At 61.5% G+C, this 16987-nt stretch carries 15 protein-coding genes; 8 read left to right on the forward strand and 7 right to left on the reverse strand.

What is annotated here, in order from left to right; genetic code table 11:
• The first annotated feature begins 65 nt into the window (after window positions 1-65).
• The 5 genes from ACP15O_RS08390 (at window position 66) to ACP15O_RS08410 (ending at window position 5414) form a co-directional block, all read left to right on the forward strand.
• Entirely contained in the window at window positions 66-1223 is a 1158-nt protein-coding gene (locus ACP15O_RS08390; protein WP_425095620.1) for an ABC transporter ATP-binding protein, read from the forward strand.
• A gap of 1 nt (window position 1224) precedes the next feature.
• Window positions 1225-2205 carry a carbohydrate ABC transporter permease gene (locus ACP15O_RS08395; protein ID WP_425095621.1) on the forward strand — a complete coding sequence of 327 codons (981 nt, stop codon included), beginning with the start codon at window positions 1225-1227 and terminating at the stop codon, window positions 2203-2205.
• On the forward strand, window positions 2202-3164 hold the full coding sequence (locus ACP15O_RS08400) for a carbohydrate ABC transporter permease (protein ID WP_425095622.1): 963 nt from the start codon (window positions 2202-2204) through the stop codon (window positions 3162-3164). Before ACP15O_RS08395 ends, ACP15O_RS08400 begins: the two co-directional genes overlap by 4 nt.
• 110 nt (window positions 3165-3274) lie before the next feature.
• Window positions 3275-4522, forward strand: a complete 1248-nt coding sequence (locus tag ACP15O_RS08405) for an ABC transporter substrate-binding protein (RefSeq protein WP_425095623.1) — start codon at window positions 3275-3277, stop codon at window positions 4520-4522.
• Window positions 4523-4583: 61 nt separating this feature from the next.
• On the forward strand, window positions 4584-5414 hold the full coding sequence (locus ACP15O_RS08410) for a metallophosphoesterase (protein ID WP_425095624.1): 831 nt from the start codon (window positions 4584-4586) through the stop codon (window positions 5412-5414).
• A 50-nt stretch (window positions 5415-5464) separates the two neighbouring features.
• On the opposite strand, the gene ACP15O_RS08415 is transcribed toward ACP15O_RS08410, so the two are convergent.
• From ACP15O_RS08415 to ACP15O_RS08445, 7 genes are all read right to left on the reverse strand, one after another.
• A complete protein-coding gene (locus tag ACP15O_RS08415) occupies window positions 5465-5812 on the reverse strand; it encodes a DUF779 domain-containing protein (RefSeq protein ID WP_425095625.1) in 348 nt (115 codons plus the stop codon).
• A 127-nt stretch (window positions 5813-5939) separates the two neighbouring features.
• Window positions 5940-7280 carry a hypothetical protein gene (locus tag ACP15O_RS08420; RefSeq protein WP_425095626.1) on the reverse strand — a complete coding sequence of 447 codons (1341 nt, stop codon included), beginning with the start codon at window positions 7278-7280 and terminating at the stop codon, window positions 5940-5942.
• 40 nt (window positions 7281-7320) lie between these two features.
• Window positions 7321-7677 (reverse strand): hypothetical protein, encoded by a 357-nt coding sequence (locus ACP15O_RS08425; protein ID WP_425095627.1) that lies wholly within the window; start codon window positions 7675-7677, stop codon window positions 7321-7323.
• 3 nt (window positions 7678-7680) lie between these two features.
• Window positions 7681-8610 (reverse strand): hypothetical protein, encoded by a 930-nt coding sequence (locus tag ACP15O_RS08430; protein ID WP_425095628.1) that lies wholly within the window; start codon window positions 8608-8610, stop codon window positions 7681-7683.
• A complete protein-coding gene (locus ACP15O_RS08435; RefSeq protein WP_425095629.1) occupies window positions 8610-8840 on the reverse strand; it encodes a hypothetical protein in 231 nt (76 codons plus the stop codon). Before ACP15O_RS08435 ends, ACP15O_RS08430 begins: the two co-directional genes overlap by 1 nt.
• Window positions 8841-9068: 228 nt before the next feature.
• A complete protein-coding gene (locus ACP15O_RS08440; RefSeq protein WP_425095630.1) occupies window positions 9069-9980 on the reverse strand; it encodes a response regulator in 912 nt (303 codons plus the stop codon).
• Window positions 9970-13308, reverse strand: a complete 3339-nt coding sequence (locus ACP15O_RS08445) for an ATP-binding protein (RefSeq protein WP_425095631.1) — start codon at window positions 13306-13308, stop codon at window positions 9970-9972. Before ACP15O_RS08445 ends, ACP15O_RS08440 begins: the two co-directional genes overlap by 11 nt.
• A 237-nt stretch (window positions 13309-13545) precedes the next feature.
• On the opposite strand from ACP15O_RS08445, the gene urtA reads away from it, so the two are divergent.
• From urtA to urtC, 3 genes are all read left to right on the forward strand, one after another.
• Window positions 13546-14820, forward strand: coding sequence for an urea ABC transporter substrate-binding protein (gene urtA / locus ACP15O_RS08450; protein WP_425095632.1), 1275 nt, complete (start codon window positions 13546-13548; stop codon window positions 14818-14820).
• An 89-nt stretch (window positions 14821-14909) separates the two neighbouring features.
• The gene (gene urtB, locus ACP15O_RS08455) at window positions 14910-15836 is read left to right on the forward strand and encodes an urea ABC transporter permease subunit UrtB (protein ID WP_425095633.1); all 927 of its coding nucleotides are present in this window, start codon (window positions 14910-14912) and stop codon (window positions 15834-15836) included.
• A 12-nt stretch (window positions 15837-15848) separates the two neighbouring features.
• Window positions 15849-16979 (forward strand): urea ABC transporter permease subunit UrtC, encoded by a 1131-nt coding sequence (gene urtC / locus ACP15O_RS08460; RefSeq protein WP_425095634.1) that lies wholly within the window; start codon window positions 15849-15851, stop codon window positions 16977-16979.
• Window positions 16980-16987 lie beyond the last annotated feature (8 nt).

The following is a 16987-nucleotide window of genomic DNA, read 5'->3' on the forward strand; positions in this document are numbered from 1 at the left end:
TAATATGACGTCACAAAAATGAAGGCTCCTCTGCCTAGACCGCCATTGTCAGATGGAGGAATCAGATGGCCGAGCTGAGCATCGAAAACGTGACCAAGCGCTTTGGCGAGACCGATGTGCTGAAGGGCGTTTCCCTGCATGTCGGGGATGGCGAGTTTGTCTCGCTGGTTGGCCCGTCGGGCTGCGGGAAATCCACGCTGCTGCGGATCATCGCCGGGCTGGACACGCAAACGACTGGCGATATCCGGATTGGCGGACAGTCTGTGGCCGGTCGCCGGGCGGCGGATCGCAACCTGTCGATGGTGTTCCAGTCCTATGCGCTCTATCCGCATCTGAGCGTGGGTGAAAACATTGCCGTCCCGCTGAGGATGCGCCGGATGAGCGGGGCGCAGCGCCTGCCGCTGGTGGGGCGTTTCATGCCGGGCGCGCGCGGGCTGCACGCCCGGATCGGCGCTCAGGTCCGAGATGCGGCGCAGATGCTGGAAATCGGGCATCTGCTGGACCGCAAACCGGGGCAGCTGTCGGGGGGGCAGCGGCAGCGGGTGGCGCTGGGGCGGGCTCTGGTGCGCGATCCGGCCGCGTTTTTGCTGGACGAGCCGCTCTCGAATCTGGATGCCAAGCTGCGGGTGCAGACCCGTGCCGAGATCGCGCAACTGCACCGGCGGCTTCAGGCGACCTTTGTCTATGTCACGCATGATCAGGTCGAGGCGATGACAATGTCTGACCGGATCGCGGTGATGATGGGCGGGCGCATCCTGCAATGCGCCGCGCCTGCGGTTGTCTACGAAGACCCGGACCGGATCGAAGTGGCCGAGTTTATCGGCGCGCCCAAGATCAACATCCTGCCGGTCGAAATGACGGAGGAGGGGCGGCTCAGCCTGCTGGACCGGGCGCTGGACATCGTTGCGGTTGGCCAGGGGCGCGGCGTTGGCGCGCTTGGGCTGCGCCCCGAGGCATTGCAGCTGGCCGGCCCGGACGCGCCTTTGCGCGGCCATGTGGTGCATAGCGAAAATCTGGGCGCGGAAATCTTTGTGCAGATCGACGTGCCCGGCCTGCCCGAGCCCCTGACCCTGCGCGCCCTGCCCGAACAGCGCGGTGCGTTGGCGCTGGGAACGCCGGTGGGGCTGACGTTCGATCTGGCCAGGGCGCTGGTTTTTGGGTCTGATGGCGCGCGGCTGCGTCATCTGCGGTTTCTGACCGCCACAACCTCTGAGGTGGCCTGACATGTCCGCGATAGAGCCCGCTCTGCCCGGCAGCGCCCCGCGAACGGTAACCGACCCCGCCAGCAAAGAGCGCCGGGCGGCCTGGATACTGACGGCCCCCGCGCTGATCCTGATGGTGCTGATCCTGCTGGCGCCAGTGCTGATCGCGGCGGGGCTGTCCTTTACCAATTATGCGTTGGGCAACAGCGGGTTCGATTGGGTTGGCGCGCGCAATTATGAAAGGCTGTTCACCCGCTCGACCTATGAAAAGATGTTCGTCGCCACGCTGACCTATGTGGTGACGGTGGTGCCCATCTCGGTTGGGCTGGGACTGGGGGCGGCGCTGTTGATCAATGGGCTTGGCCGCTTCCGCGAGGTCTATAAGACGATCTATTTCCTGCCTGTCATGGCCACGCTGCTGGCCATGGCCATCGCATGGGAGTTCATGCTCCACCCGACCATCGGGATGGTGAACCGCACGCTGGAAATGGCCTGCGACACCCCGCTGGAGATCATCCCCTTCATCGCCCATGGCTGCGCCGAGCGCTTCCCGCTGTGGCTGGGGGACAAACGCTATGCGATCTGGGTGATCTGCTTTATCGGGATCTGGCAGGGGTTCGGGTTCAACATGGTGCTGTATCTGGCCGGGCTGACCGGCGTCCACCGCGAGCTATACCACGCCGCCGAAATGGACGGGGCCCGTTCGGCATGGGACAGGTTCCGCCTGGTGACCTGGCCCGCGCTGGGGCCGACCACGGTGTTTGTGGTCACCATCACCTGCATCCGCGCCTTTCAGGTTTTCGACACGATCGAGGCCTTCTGGCCCCAGGGCGGCGGCCCCAACAAATCCACTTATGTGATGATGTTCGCCATCTTTGAAAAAGGCGTGCAGCAAAATCTGATCGGGATCGGATCGGCGATCACCATGCTGTTTTTGGTGTTCGTCATGTTCCTGACCCTGATCCAGCGCTGGTTGGTGGAACGAAAGGTGCATTACGGATGATACGTGACTGGTGGAAACATCTGATCCTGATCCTGGGCGCGATTATCGTCATCGCTCCGTTCTATATGATGGTCAGCTATTCGTTCAAATCTCCGGGTGAGATCGACCGCGGCGAGGGCGGCTTCTTCGGGCGGCAGGAACGGATGGTGGACGAACGCTGCGTGAAACTGCGCGATCCCAGCCGAGATGACATCACCGCCGCCGCCGACAGGTTCCCCGGCCAGACAGACGCCAGCATCCGCGACGCATTGGTGGCCGAGGCCGTGGCCGATTGCACGATGCGCCCGGTGGTCTTCAACTATAGCAAGGCTTTCACCCAGGCGCCCTTGCTGCGCTATCTGCTGAACGGGATTATTGTGACGGGCTCGATTTTCCTGATCCAGGTGGTGGTGGCGCTGCCGGCGGCCTATGCGCTGGCCAAGCTGAAATTCTGGGGGCGGGACGCGGTTTTTGGGCTGGTGCTGTTCTGCCTGCTGATCCCTGTGCACGCCATTGCCCTGCCGCTCTATATCATGCTGGCCAAGCTGGGGCTGACCAACACCTACGCCGCGTTGGTGGTGCCCTGGACGATCAGCGTGTTTGGAATTTTCCTGATGCGGCAGTTCTTTATGACCGTGCCCGATGATCTGATCGACGCTGCGCGGATGGACGGGATGGGCGAATTTGCCATCGTCTGGCGCGTCATGCTGCCCACGGCGATTCCGGCGCTGATGGCCTTTGCCATCTTCAGCGTGGTGGCCCATTGGAACGATTATTTCTGGCCCCGTATCGTGGTGACGGGCAACCGGGATCTGTTCACCCCGCCGCTGGGGCTGCGTGAATTCAAGGGCGACGGGGATGGCAGCTTTTTCGGCCCGATGATGGCCACTGCCACGGTGATTGTCACGCCTTTGATCGTGGCCTTCCTGCTGGCGCAGCGGCGCTTCATCGAGGGGATCACGCTGAGCGGTATGAAATGAATTTCCGGGTGCGGGCCGCCCCGCACCCGCCCGAAATCCCAAATGGGATCAAACCCGGAGCGCGCATCGCCAAACACAAGCGCTCCTTGTCAGGACAAGAGGACATATCCATGAAAACCACTCTGACCGCAATGGCCATGGTGCTGGGCGCAGGCGCCGCGCTGGCCGACGACACCGTGACCATCGAATTCGCCTACCCCTACAGCCACCTGTTCGACGTCACCTACGAGGCGATGATGCCGGCCTTCAAAAAGGCCCATCCGAACATCGAGGTGAAGTTCCGCGCCACTTACGAATCCTATGAGGACGGCACCAACACCATTTTGCGTGAATCCGTGTCTGGCAACCTGCCCGACGTGACCATGCAGGGCCTGAACCGCCAGCAGATCCTGGTGGACAAAGGCATCGCCAAATCGCTGGAGCCCTTCATCGCGCAAGAGGCCGATTTCGCCAAAGACGGCTATCACGACGCCATGCTGTCGCTGTCCACCTTTGATGGCGCGGTGCACGGGCTGCCGTTCTCGGTGTCGCTGCCGGTTGGGTATTACAACATGGACATGATGGCTCAGGCCGGTGTCGAAAAGCTGCCCACCACCTGGGACGAGGTGATCGGCGCGTGCAAGGCGATGAAGGCCAACGGCATCGACAACCCGATTTTCTGGGGCTGGAACATCACCGGCAACTGGTTCGTGCAGGCCCTGATGTGGAGCCAGGACAAAGCCATCGTCGAAGACGGCCGCGTCACCCTGGACAGCCCCGAGGCCCTGGCCGCGCTGGAGCAGATGCAGGACATCTTTACCGAATGCGACATGCAGAACCTGGAATGGAAGGCGGCGCTGGCGTCCTTCTCGGCGGGTGAGATCGGCATGATGTTCTGGTCCACCTCGGCGCTGGGGGCGGTCGAACGCAGCCAGGGCGATTTCGACCTGATCACCGGCCCCTTCCCCGGCATGGGGCAGGCGCCCAAGGGCCTGCCCGCTGGTGGCAACGCCGCGCTGCTGACCTCGACCTCGGACGATCCGCGCGTTCAGGACGCTGCCTGGGCCTGGCTGAAATTCATCACCAGCGGGGAAGGCGCGGCCGAAGTGGCCAAAACCACCGGCTACATGCCCCCGAACAAGGCCGCGAACGAGGTGATCCTGGCCGATTTCTATCAGCAGAACCCCAACAAGCAGACCGCGGTGGATCAGCTGCCGCTGCTGCGCGACTGGCTGGCCTATCCGGGCGATAACGGGCTGGCGATCACTCAGGTGATCTATGACAGCATCGAGCGCATCGTCACCGGCGACGCCACCGACATGAAAGAGCTGCAACAAGAGCTGGTCGAAGAAGTCAACGACCTGCTGCCCAACGGCTAACCTGCCTTTCCGGTCGCCTGCATGATGTGGGCGGCCGGGCTTTTTTCGCTCAGGACGCGCTATGAAAATCATCCATATTTCCGACATTCACCTTACCCTTCCCGGCGAGCCGATGGGCGGGCTGGACCCTCATGAGCGGCTGGCGCTGGCTCTTGCGGATATGGCCGCGCATCATGCGGATGCGGCGCGGATCGTCATCACCGGCGATCTGGCGCATTGGGGGGAACGGGGGGCCTATGATACGTTGCAAGCCGCGCTGGCCGATATGTCGGTCCCGGTGCGCCTGATGATCGGAAATCACGATGATCGCGACACGTTTCTAAAGGTCTTTGACGGTCAGCCGACTGATGCCAACGGTTTCGTCAATCATGCCGAAACGATTGGGGACACGCGCTTTATCTATCTGGATAGCGTGGGGGCGCGCACCCATGCGGGGCATTTTTGCGCGGCGCGGCGCGGCTGGCTGCGGGACGAGCTGGCCGCCTGCACGCGTGCGCGTTTGTTCATGCACCATAATCCGATGCCGCTGGGCCTGCCTGCCGAGGATAAGATTGCGCTGAACGCGGCGGATCGTGGCCCGTTCGAGGCCCTGATCCGGGAATATGCGCCCAAGATCGACTATCTGCATTTCGGCCATGTCCATGCGCCGGTTCACGGGGGCTGGGCGGGGGTGCGCTTCGCCTCTGTTCCCTCGACAGGGAACCAATCCATCCCCGATCTGCATGAACCCGACCTGTTGCAGGGCGCTCCGATGGCGCCGGCCTATTGCGTGATCTTGGCCGGTCCAGAGCAGACGATTATTCACCAGATCCCCTTTGCCTGGGACGGCCCCGTCATCAGGACCGGCACAAGCTGGGAGGACTGGTCCAAACCCGGCCAGGCCGCTGAATAAGCCCCGGCGCCCCCAAAGGGGGCTGAACGGTTGCCGCAGGGCGCGGCGGGTCAGCGGCTGTCAGACAGGATGCGCGCCCTGGTCAGAAAATGCGTTTTACGGCCGGCGTCCAGGCTGAAACCGGCACCGCTGCCGGGGCCCGCGTCCAGAATCATCTGCGAGTTTTCCCACAGTTTGGCAATCGTGGGGGCCGCCCAGATTTCCGCGTCATCGGCGGTGCCCAGCAAAATGTCGTTCACGCCGATGAACGCATCGCTGACCCGGTAAACCATCGGGCCGCTGCCATCGCAGCACCCGGCCGAAATCTTGAAAACGACGGCACCATAGTCCGCGCGGATCTGGCCCAGAAGCTCCAGGGCGGCCTCTGTTACCACCACTTTTCCGGCTTGCTCTGTCATCGGTTCTCCTTCTGGATACGCGGCCACCATAGGGGCTGATCCCGCAGACCGAAAGGCGACCAAAGTGCCGCAGCATCCGCGGGCAGACAGATTATGCGAGGAACCGGCGGCGTCCCCATCCGGTGGGCTATTGGACCTGTGTCAGCGCGACTGGCGCGGCTGTCTGGAGGAAAGACTGAAGCTTTTTCTTCAGCGCGTTGTTCAGATCCGGAATCCCGCTGCGCTCTGCTGCGCGCAGCGCGGGCGAGATGTCCACACCGCTTAGCAGCAATTGCTCCAGTCCCTCTACCGTGTCGCGTATCGTCGCGACGGCCCATTGGGTGTGGGTGCCCTCTTTGGCCAGTTGTTCGATCGCGTGGATATAGCTGCGCATGGCAATCGGCAGCTCGTTCGGCAGTCCGCGCCGCTGATGGGCGTTTCCCTTGATGGCATGGAAATGCGAGGGCAAGAACATATCCGTATCGGCCTGAGCGGCCAGGATGCGCGCATCGACGGCGGCCAGGAAATCGGTATAGCGGCGCTGCCCTTCGGCGGCGTTCCAGGCCTCGGCCAGCACGATATGCGGCGCGTCCATGCTGGGCTGAGCAATAAGCCCCATCAATTGCCCAAAGCGCGCTTCGCGCTGATCCAGCGGCCCCAGCCGGGTCTGCAATTGCAGATATTGCGCTTGTGTCGCCAGCGAGGAACTGTCCAGCTCATAGGCGGCCTGTACCAGCGCCTTTTCCAGATCCACACGTTTCAGCCCCCGCGCCATTTGCGCGGCGTTGAAAATGTCGTCTGGCGTGAATTGCAATATCACATCGCCGTTGCGCTCGACCTCGCGCAGGTGGTCGCTGATCCGCCGCACAATGCCGACTTTTTCGGCGCGGCTGAACGTCTTTGTATCTGCGGTCAGCCTTTCGAAATCGCCTTTCAGGTCTTCGTCGGGGTCATACCCGTCCAGACCGTCCAGCGCGGGTTTGATCTGTTGCCAGCGGATTTCGGCAGCTTGCAGTTTGCGGATTAACGCGTCTGTTTTGGCGAACTGTTCCTGGTAACGGTCGGATTGTTTTTTGCTACGATTCAGGAACAAAGCGATCTTGTTGTCGATGGTCGTGTCCATCGTCGTTGTGAATTTCTCGATTTCGTCGTCCATCTGCGTTTCGGTTTTGTCGGCCTTGTCTGCGAAGGCCTGAACCCGATCTTCGAAATCGCTGAGCTTGCTCATGCCCATAAAGCTGAAGAAGACGCCGACACCAATGGACAACGCGGCCCCGGCTGTCATGACCAGCCCGACCGTGCGTTCGTATCCGCGCCGGCTGGCGACTTCCAGCGCGTAGGCATCCACCTGCCGGCGGATGTCATCCTGGGTGTCTTGCACCTGCGAGAGCGCCGCTTGCAGGCTGGCCTTTTGTTCGGTGATGTCCTCGTTGACCTGTTGGATGTTTTTGTGGGGCTCGGCGGGGGGCGTGTGATCTGCCGGGGGCATGAAAATGTCCTTTCGTTGCGATGGGTAAGAAGGCGAAGGGCTAGGTCAGTATGGTGCTCAGATTTCCGACAATCTTGATCAGGGTCGCGATTTCCTCCAGTACGTCGGCTGTTTTCTTCAGGCGTTTGAGGGTTGTGCGCGCCTGAGCGGCCACGTCATCCAGGGCCGAGATCGTGTCCGCGATCGGCATTGAGGCGCGGATTTTGTCCTCGGCATCACGGATTTTGCGGGCGCTGCGGCCCAGCTCGCCCAGTTTCAGCATCATCGCGGTGTGTTCATCCTGACGTCCGGCGGCCAGGGCGGTTTCGGCGTGGATTTCCAATTCGGCCATCGCATTGAAGATCGAGATTTTCAGGCTGCTCAGCTTGGCCAGGGCGGTTTGTTTGGGATTGGGCATGGGTTACTCCTCCAGCAGGGTGACGATTGCGGCAACTTGCGTTGTCAGGGTGTTTAGCTCGGTCAGGCTGGGGCCGCCCTCCAGCCGTGTCAGCATGGCGCGGTGCATGTCATAGGCCAGGTGCAGGCGCCGGATGGGCGAGACCTTCTCTTGGGTGTGCATTGCCTGGACGGCCTTTTGCAGTTTGTTGACGGCCATGATCTGGGCGGCTGTATCCTGTTGAGACAGGGCCAGCGTGTAGGCGTCCATCGAATCCGAAACAGCATCGCGCCGGATCTTGACCGTGTCGCCCAATTGGGTGAACAGCTCGTGACTGTTGGTGACCAGTTTGCTCAGGTGCGGATCGGCGTCTTTGATGGTGCGGCGCAGGGCGCGGATACGGGCCTGATCCGCAAAGAACCCCGCAGTGGCCGAGAGCGCCCCGCCGCGCCCCTCTACAAGAGCGTGCAGGCCGGTCAGCGGAGCAAAGTCACCGGCATTCGCGGCGCTGGCCAGCGCGCCCAGCAGCGAGGCGCTGTTTGCCTTTATCTGATCGGGCGAATCCGTGGTTGCAATCTGCCCGAGCACCGCAAAATAGGTCTGCATCGCGACCAGGGCCCGGCTGACCAGGATGGGCGAATCCGCTCTGTCCTGGGGGGCGATATGATATTGGATATGACAATGGGCCACGCTTTTTGCCAGCTCGCCCTCTATGATCTGGCGGCACCCCTTGGGCAGGGTGACCGCCGTCTTGTGAGATCGCGCGGCCTGCCGCAACAAGGCCTGGCGTTCGGCCTCGGCGGCCTTTTGCAGTGCGGGCCCGGTGGTCTTGACCGTGTCGTCCAGCATTTTGGACACCTGCACGATCTGGCCGGACAGGTCCGGGGTGGTACAAGCGGCGGTGCCGCACAGCAGCACAATGGCCAGCGAACGCTTGCAAGCGGGAATGTTCATTACGTGTCTCCTGTGCGCAGAGGGGTTTCGATCACCTGGTCGATGGCGGCGGGCGGGATGAAATATCCGGCGGCGAACACCACCAGGGTCATGATCGCGGTGTCCAAGCCATCGGGCAGGGGCGCGGCGGACATCCTTTCCACCAGCAGGATCAGAACCGAGGCAAAGGCCGCCGCGGCGGTGCTGCCATAAACCTTACGGGCCGGTTGGGCGGTCTGCATTTTGGGCATTTTGGGCTCCTGTTTTTGGGCGCGTACAGATCGGCACGCGGGGCATCGGGAAACGGCTGCCGGGTTGAAAACCGCCCGGAATCCGCACAAAGAACATGGCGGTTTCAGCCGCTGTCCTTAGCCAAACAGGCGTGCGTGATTGCCCCGTGAACAGGGCGTAAGCAAAGCGTTAATGTTGTGGGAAAGCGCCCGCAGGCCCAGAGCCGGGAGATGCGGGTCAGAGAGGTGTCAGAGCTTGTCGCTTAGTTTGCGATCCGCGATGATGGCCGCCGAGGTGCGGTTCTCGACCCCCAGTTTCTGAAAAATCGTCTCCAGATGCTTGTTCACGGTGCGGGCGCTCAGCGACAGGATCTCGGCGATGTCGCGGTTGGATTTGCCCTGTGACAGCCAGTACAGAACCTCGCCCTCGCGTTCGGTCAGGTTCAGCTCTTTGGTCAGGATGTCGTGGGGGCGTTCATCCGAGGCCGTGCACAGGCGCACCAGCATTTCCCCCACCGACGAGCGCCCGATATAGGTCAGGCGCAGCCCCTTCCATTCCAGCGGCAGAGTGCCCGACACGGGCTGCGCGCTGGAATGGGTCAGCCAGCCCATAACCGGGGCCTGGGGGGAGAATTGCTTGGTCTGGGCCAAGCCGGCAGTGCCCAGCAGATCATAGGCCCGCGGCGATCCCCAGATGACCCGGCCTTGCGGGTCAATCGCCAGAACAGCGCGCCCGAAACTGTCCAGCGCCTCGCGTGCGCTGCGCATCATCTTCGAGTTCAGCACGTGAACGGTGACCCGCGCGATCATTTCTTCAAGCTCTACCGGTTTGGTGATGTAGTCCACGCCGCCGCTTTTCAGCCCGCGCACGATGCTGTCACGGTCATTCAGCCCGGTCATGAAGATGATCGGCGCATCCGTGGCATGGGGGGCGGTTTTCAGAGTCGCGCAGGCCGCGAATCCGTCCATGCCGGGCATCATCGCGTCCATCATGATCACATCGGGCTGCACGCGTTTGACCAGCTCGATCGCGGCGGCCCCGTCACGGGCGGCCAGTACCGTCATGCCGATTTCCTCCAGCGCGGCTGTGACGAACTCCAGCGCTTCGGGGCTGTCATCCACCACCAGGGCGATATTATGCGTGTTCGGATCAAGCAGCATGTTGGTCGGCCTTTCTGATAAGATTGCGGACGCCGGTCATGTCGAACTGATCAATCCGGCGCCGCAACGAGAGGCTCAGATCCAGCGGAATCGCCCCGGCCTGTTCCAGGGCGGTGATCTTGTCGCGGATCGCCTTGGTATGGCCAATTTCGGCCATTTCCAGAATGAACAGCGCGTCGGAGCGTTTGATCGTCTGCACCGCCGAGGCCGCAACCGAGGCCGAGGGCAGGGCTTCGGGCACCAGCTCGACCTTGAGCAGCGCGCAGATGCGCAGCAGCAGGTCGTCCAGGTTATAGGGCTTGGCGATGAACGCATCACACAAGGCCGAGCGCGCGACAGGTTTCTGCGCATCCGAGGCATGGCCCGAAATCATGATGATCGGCGTGGTCGCGTGCATCCCCTCGCGCAGCTCGTGCGCCAGTTGCCAGCCGTCCATGCCGGGCATGTCGATGTCCAGAATGAACAGCTCGGGCCGGATGTCGCCCAGCATCTCCAGTGCGATTTCCGCATTGGGGGCCTGTAGCACCGAAAACCCGACGGGCGTCAGATAATTCTCGACCAGGGACAGGTGGTTCAGGTCGTCATCCACCACCATCAGCGTGCGGCGTGGCCCGGTATATCCCGCCGCCGAGGTGCGGATCACATCCGCCGGGGCGGCTTTGTCGTAGGCCACCGAGGGCAGCATCATTCGCACCCGGAACAGGCTGCCCTTGCCCGGTGTGCTTTCGACTTCGATCGCGCCGCCCAGGATTTCCACCAGCAGCTTGGTGATCGTCAGTCCCAGCCCCGAGCCCCCCGCAATCGCCCCCCGCCCGCGTTCGAACGGGCGCCAGATGCGATCAATCTCATGTGCGGGGATGCCGGTGCCGGTGTCCGAGACCTCGATCACGGCCACCTCGTTACGGTAATTCAGGGTCAGCTGAACCGAGCCCTGTTGCGTGTACCGGATCGCATTGGACATCAGGTTAATGATGATCTGGCGCAGGCGTTTTTCATCGCAGGCGATCCAGTCGGGCAGCACGCCGCGGGTTTTGATGCTGAACTCCAGCCCCTTTTCGCGCGCGGTTTCCTCGAAGATCGAGGCAACCTGATGCAGGAAGGTGCGCAGGTTGATGCGGTCGCGGGTCAGTTCCAGCCGGCCGGCCTCGATCCGGCTGATGTCCAGCAGCCCCTCGATCAGCCCTGCCAGATGCTCCGAAGAGCGGCGGATCGTGGTCACCGCCCCGCGCCGTTCCTCAGGAATACGGGGGTCTTTCTCCAGTATCTGAGCAAACCCGTAGATCGAGTTCAGCGGCGTGCGCAATTCGTGGCTGAGCCCGCTCATGTAGCGGGTCTTGGCCAGGTTCGCGGCCTCGGCCTTTTCCTTGGCCTCTTGCAGGGCGCGGTCGGTGCGTTCGTGGGCGCGGACCTCGCGCAGCAGGCTTTCGGTTTGGCGGGTGGCTTCTTCGCGGGCCTTGGCCTGGCTTTCATGGGCCAGAATGAACATCCACACGCAAATGCCGATAACGATCAGCATCACGCAGAAGATGATGGTCAGTGCGGCGTCGAAATTGGTCTGGTCACGAAAGCCCCGGATCATCAGCAACAGCCCGCCAAATCCCAGCGCCAGCCCGGTCGTGGCGATGGCGAACATGGACAGGCGCGACATCAGCATTTGCGCGATCGGGGCGGGGAATATCCTCTGGGTCAGGGCCGCAAGAGTGTTGTCCAGGCGCGCCTCGGGTTTGCAGGCGTCGCGGCAAGCGCTGTCCAACGTGCAGCATAGCGAACAGATCGGCCCCGAATGGAAGGGGCAGTGGGTCATGTCCTCGGCGTCGAATTTGTATTCACAGACCGAGCATTCATGCAGGCCCGGTTCGGCATTCACCGGGGGGCGCGCGATGTAATATTTGCCCTTGGTCCAATAGGCGATCACCGGGGCCATCACAAAGGCCGTACCCAGCGCGATCACGGTCGACAGGGCCTCGGCCAGATCGCCCAAGGCACCCGCATACGCCACCAAAGAGATCACGCAGGCGGCGATCATGGCGCCAATCCCCACCGGGTTCACATCATGCAGATGAGCGCGGCGGAACTCGATCCCGCGAGGGCTGAGACCCAGCGGTTTGTTGATCACCAGATCGGCCACCAGCGCCCCAATCCACGACAGAGCGACATGCGAATACAGCGCCAGGATACTTTCCAGCGCGGCAAAGACCCCCAGCTCCATCAGGATCAGCGCGATGGCCACGTTGAACACCAACCAGACAACCCGGCCCGGATGGCTGTGTGTCAGCCGCGAAAAGAAGTTCGACCAGGCGATCGACCCGGCATAGGCATTGGTGATGTTAATCTTCAGCTGCGACAGGATCACGAAAATCCCGGTCAACCCCAAAACCAACCATGGCGTGTTAATTACTTGATTAAACGCGGTAAAGTACATGCGAGTCGGGTCTGCGGCCTCGGCCAGGGGGACAGATTCGCGGATCGCCAGCGTCACCAGATAGGATCCGGCCAGCATTTTCAGAACCCCCAGAACAGACCAGCCCGGCCCGGCGGCGATCAGCGCGGCCCACCATTTTCGACGGTCGGCGCGGGACTTGGGCTCGGGCAGAAAACGCAGGAAATCCACCTGTTCTCCGATCTGCGCGATCAGTGAAAACACCACCCCCGCCGCCGCCCCCACCATCAGGATGGTCGAGCGTTCCTTGATCTCAGATTCCTGCCCCGGAAAGCTGGTCCAGGTGTCGAAATCATAACCGACAAAAGCCAGCAGAACGAAGGGCAGGATATGCAAAATCACCCACAGAGGCTGCGTCCAGATCTGAAAAGCCGAGATTTTCGTAAACCCCTTGGCGACCATCGGAATCACCACCACCGCCGCAATCAGATAGCCCAGCATCAGCGGCAATCCGAAACAGAACTCCATGGCCAGGGCCAGAATTGCGGCCTCTAACGCAAAGAAAATAAAGGTAAAACTGGCATAGATCAGCGACGTGACAGTCGAGCCGATATAACCGAACCCGGCGCCGCGCGTCAGCAGATCAATATCCACGCCGTGCTTGGCCGCATAGTAGCTGATCGGCAGCCCGGTCAGAAACAGCAGCAGCCCCACCAGCATGATCGCCGCCACCGCGATGTCGAATCCGTAAAGCAGGGTGATGGTGCCGCCAATCGCTTCGAGCGCGAGAAAAGAAATCGAGCCAATGGCGGTGTTCGCCACGCGGCCATAGCTCCATCTGCGCGCCCGCCGAGCGGTGAAACGCAGCGCGAAATCTTCCATCGTTTCATTCGCGACCCAGCGATTATAGCGTCGCCGTTCCGTTGTCGCCTTCAAGGCTGTCACCATCGGGAGCCCCCGCTTGTGTGTGTGATACAGCCTCTTGCGCGGGCACGCGCGTCTGCGCCCGCGTCCTCCCTCAAGAGTCCATCACCCTGTTCCGCAAATCACTATGGGGTGGAAAAACGCGCACTCACATACGTTATTTGACGTATACTGCACCGCAGCATTTTCCGCAAACCTGACGAGGTGAGGGCGGAAAGCAAATCGCCCAGGGTCACTTCTCGCAAAGTTTCAGGAGGCGATATGTCCAAGAAAAAACTCAATGAACTCTCGTCCGGCGTCAGCCGCCGCAGCGTTCTTGCAGGTGGGGCGGCAGCACTGACTGCATCCCTGTTCGCACCCAAGCATCTGATGGCTGCTGACTATCCCACGTCCGCCGTCAACACCACCGGTCTGGCTGTCACCGATGACACCGTGACCATCGGTATTCTGCACTCGATCACCGGCACCATGGCGATTTCGGAAACCGGGTCCGTTCAGGCGGAAAAACTGGCAATTGAACAGATCAACGCCCAGGGCGGTATTCTGGGCCGCAAGATCGAATACATCCAGGAAGACGGCGCATCCGATTGGCCGACCTTCGCGGAAAAAGCCAAGAAGCTGCTGGTGAATGACAAGGTCGCCTCGGTCATGGGCTGCTGGACCTCGGCCAGCCGCAAGGCGGTTCTGCCGGTGTTCGAGCAGTATAACGGCTTCCTCTACTATCCCACCTTCTATGAAGGTCTGGAGCAGTCGCCCAACGTGATCTACACCGGCCAAGAAGCCACGCAGCAGATCATCGCTGGCCTGGATTGGGTGTCCAAGGAAAAAGGCGCGAAAACCTTCTATCTGCTGGGCTCGGATTACATCTGGCCGCGGACCTCGAACAAGATTGCGCGCAAGCATATCGAGAACTTCCTAGACGGCGCCAAGGTCGTGGGCGAGGAATATTATCCGCTGGGTCACACCCAGTTCAACTCGGTCATCAACAAGATCCGCCTGAAGAAACCCGACGTGATCTATGCGATCGTCGTGGGGGGCTCGAACGTGGCGTTCTACAAGCAGCTGAAGGCCGCTGGCATCGACATGACCAAGGAAAAACCGCTGGTCCTGACCATTTCCGTGACCGAGGACGAGATCCGCGGCATTGGCGGCGAAAACATCGATGGCGCCTATGCCTGCATGAAGTATTTCCAGTCGCTGACCAACGACAACAACATGGAATTCGTCAAAGCCTTCAAAGAGATGTGGGGCGAGGACATGGTGATCGGCGACGTGACCCAGGCCGCCTATCTGGGCCCGTGGCTGTGGAAAGCCGCTGTTGAAAAGGCCGGCAGCTTCGACGTGGATAAGGTGCGCGCCGCCACCCCGGGTATCGAGCTGACCTCGGCCCCCGAAGGCTATGTCAAAGTGCATGAAAACCATCACCTGTGGTCCAAGACCCGCGTCGGTCTGGCCAAGCCGGACGGCCAGTACGAAGTGGTGTTCGAAACCGCCGATCTGGTCGAGCCCGATCCCTTCCCCGAGGGTTACCAGTAAGTCGTCATCCTCCCTTGGGTGGCCCGGCTCGCGACAGGCGGGCCACCTCTTTTCATGACATCCACTGACTGGCCACAGGAGCGAAACAGATGTTTTCCGACTACTCGATGAGCGAGCTGGGCGCGATCTTTGCCATGCAAGGTTTCGCGGGGCTTATCCTCTTTTCCGTCTTTGTCCTTATGGCGCTGGGACTGGCGATCATTTTTGGCCAGATGGGCGTGATCAACATGGCCCATGGCGAGTTCATGATCCTGGGCGCCTATGTCACCTATTTGATGTCGAACCTGTTTTCGACCTACATGCCGGCGCTGTTCAGCGCCTATTTCTTTGTGGCGATGATCCTGGCGTTCATTGCGTCCGGGGCCTTGGGGTTATTCGTCGAATGGGCGCTGATCCGGCATCTGTATAAACGCCCGCTGGATACGTTGCTGGCCACCTGGGGCCTGAGCCTTATCCTGCAACAGGTGTACCGCAGCGTCTTTGGCGCGCGCGAGGTCGGCGTGACCATTCCCGACTGGATGATGGGCTCATTGCCGCTGACCGACCTGATCGAGGTGCCGATCAACGGGATTTTCGTGATGGTGCTGGCCGTCAGCATCTCGGCGGCGGTCTATATCCTGATGTTCAAATCCACCTGGGGCCGTCAGGTGCGCGCGATCAACCAGAACCGCGTGATGGCGGGCGCTGTGGGCATCAATACCGAATGGACGGACCGTCTGACCTTTGGCATCGGCTGCGGTGTGGCGGGGGTGGCTGGCTCGGCCTTTACGATGATCGGCTCCACCGGCCCGACGGCGGGGCAGCTTTATATCGTGGATACGTTCCTTGTGGTCGTCTTCGGCGGCGCCGCCAGCCTGCTGGGCACCATCGCCAGCGCGTTTTCGATCAGCCAGGCCCAGTCGATCATGGAGTTCTTCCTGTCCGGCTCGATGGCCAAGGTTCTGACGCTGCTGACCGTTGTGGGCATCCTGATGATCCGCCCGCAAGGCCTGTTCGCCATGAAACTGCGCAAATAACCGGAGGCCGCAATGGAAACGTCCAACCGCTTTCTTTCCCGTTCCGAGCTGATTGGCTTTGCCGTCCTCGCCGTCGTCATCTTTGTTGTCTTGCCCGTCGCGCTGGATACCTTTCGCCTGAACCTGTTTGGCAAGTATCTGACCTATGCCTTTGTCGCCATCGGGCTGGTGCTGTGCTGGGGGGCTGGAGGGATCCTCAGCCTGGGGCAGGGCGTGTTTTTCGGGCTGGGGGGCTATTGCATGGCGATGTTCCTCAAGCTCGAAGCCTCGACGCCTGAAAACACTGCGATCCAATCCACGCCCGGCATTCCCGACTTCATGGACTGGAACCAGCTGACCGCGCTGCCGTCTTGGTGGCAACCGTTCAACAGCTTGGCCTTTGCCCTGTTGGCCGTGGTCATGGTGCCGGTGATCTTTGCCTTCATCATCGGGGTGGCCATGTTCACCCGGCGTGTGGGGGGCGTGTATTTCGCCATCATCACCCAGGCCTTCGCCGCGATCCTGACCATCCTGATCATCGGTCAGCAGGGCTATACCGGGGGCGTCAACGGCATCACCGACCTGCGCACTCTGCTGGGCTGGGACATCCGCACGGACGAGGCCAAGGAAATCCTGTATTTCGTCAACGGAGCGCTGCTGTTCGTGGTCCTGCTGGCCGCGCAATTTGTGCGCAAATCCAAGCTGGGCCGGCTGCTGATTGCCATGCGCGACCAAGAGGACCGCGTGCGCTTTTCCGGCTACAACGTCGCGAATTTCAAGATCTTTGTCTTCTGTCTAGGGGCCGCCTTCGCTGGCATCGGCGGGGCGATGTTCACCCTTCAGGTGGGCTTTATGTCGCCCACGCTGGTGGGGATCGTGCCCTCGATCGAGATGGTGATTTTCTGCGCGGTTGGCGGGCGGATTTCGATCCTGGGCGCGGTCTATGGTGCGCTTTTGGTGAACTGGGCGAAAACCACTTTTTCCGAAAGCTTCCCCGAGCTGTGGCTGCTGGGCCTGGGCGGGCTGTTCATCGCGGTTGTGATGATTTTCCCCAACGGTCTGGCCGGTATCTACGCCGATTACGTCGCGCCGCGCATCTCCAAGCTGTTCAAGAAAACCTCGGGCGGTGATCTGCCCGGCAGCGCCAACACTCCCGCCGAATAAGGAGGCCG

Source organism: Youngimonas ophiurae (nom. illeg.) (genome assembly GCF_049803795.1).
Taxonomy (GTDB): Bacteria; Pseudomonadota; Alphaproteobacteria; order Rhodobacterales; family Rhodobacteraceae; genus Thalassobius.

What these genes read in the sequence shown, in the direction of transcription:
- ACP15O_RS08390 (WP_425095620.1), top strand. Translation starts at nt 66, where the DNA reads ATGGCCGAGCTGAGCATCGAAAACGTGACCAAGCGCTTTGGCGAGACC.
- ACP15O_RS08395 (WP_425095621.1), top strand. Translation starts at nt 1,225, where the DNA reads ATGTCCGCGATAGAGCCCGCTCTGCCCGGCAGCGCCCCGCGAACGGTA.
- ACP15O_RS08400 (WP_425095622.1), top strand. Translation starts at nt 2,202, where the DNA reads ATGATACGTGACTGGTGGAAACATCTGATCCTGATCCTGGGCGCGATT.
- ACP15O_RS08405 (WP_425095623.1), top strand. Translation starts at nt 3,275, where the DNA reads ATGAAAACCACTCTGACCGCAATGGCCATGGTGCTGGGCGCAGGCGCC.
- ACP15O_RS08410 (WP_425095624.1), top strand. Translation starts at nt 4,584, where the DNA reads ATGAAAATCATCCATATTTCCGACATTCACCTTACCCTTCCCGGCGAG.
- ACP15O_RS08415 (WP_425095625.1), bottom strand. Translation starts at nt 5,812, where the DNA reads ATGACAGAGCAAGCCGGAAAAGTGGTGGTAACAGAGGCCGCCCTGGAG.
- ACP15O_RS08420 (WP_425095626.1), bottom strand. Translation starts at nt 7,280, where the DNA reads ATGCCCCCGGCAGATCACACGCCCCCCGCCGAGCCCCACAAAAACATC.
- ACP15O_RS08425 (WP_425095627.1), bottom strand. Translation starts at nt 7,677, where the DNA reads ATGCCCAATCCCAAACAAACCGCCCTGGCCAAGCTGAGCAGCCTGAAA.
- ACP15O_RS08430 (WP_425095628.1), bottom strand. Translation starts at nt 8,610, where the DNA reads ATGAACATTCCCGCTTGCAAGCGTTCGCTGGCCATTGTGCTGCTGTGC.
- ACP15O_RS08435 (WP_425095629.1), bottom strand. Translation starts at nt 8,840, where the DNA reads ATGCCCAAAATGCAGACCGCCCAACCGGCCCGTAAGGTTTATGGCAGC.
- ACP15O_RS08440 (WP_425095630.1), bottom strand. Translation starts at nt 9,980, where the DNA reads ATGCTGCTTGATCCGAACACGCATAATATCGCCCTGGTGGTGGATGAC.
- ACP15O_RS08445 (WP_425095631.1), bottom strand. Translation starts at nt 13,308, where the DNA reads ATGGTGACAGCCTTGAAGGCGACAACGGAACGGCGACGCTATAATCGC.
- urtA (WP_425095632.1), top strand. Translation starts at nt 13,546, where the DNA reads ATGTCCAAGAAAAAACTCAATGAACTCTCGTCCGGCGTCAGCCGCCGC.
- urtB (WP_425095633.1), top strand. Translation starts at nt 14,910, where the DNA reads ATGTTTTCCGACTACTCGATGAGCGAGCTGGGCGCGATCTTTGCCATG.
- urtC (WP_425095634.1), top strand. Translation starts at nt 15,849, where the DNA reads ATGGAAACGTCCAACCGCTTTCTTTCCCGTTCCGAGCTGATTGGCTTT.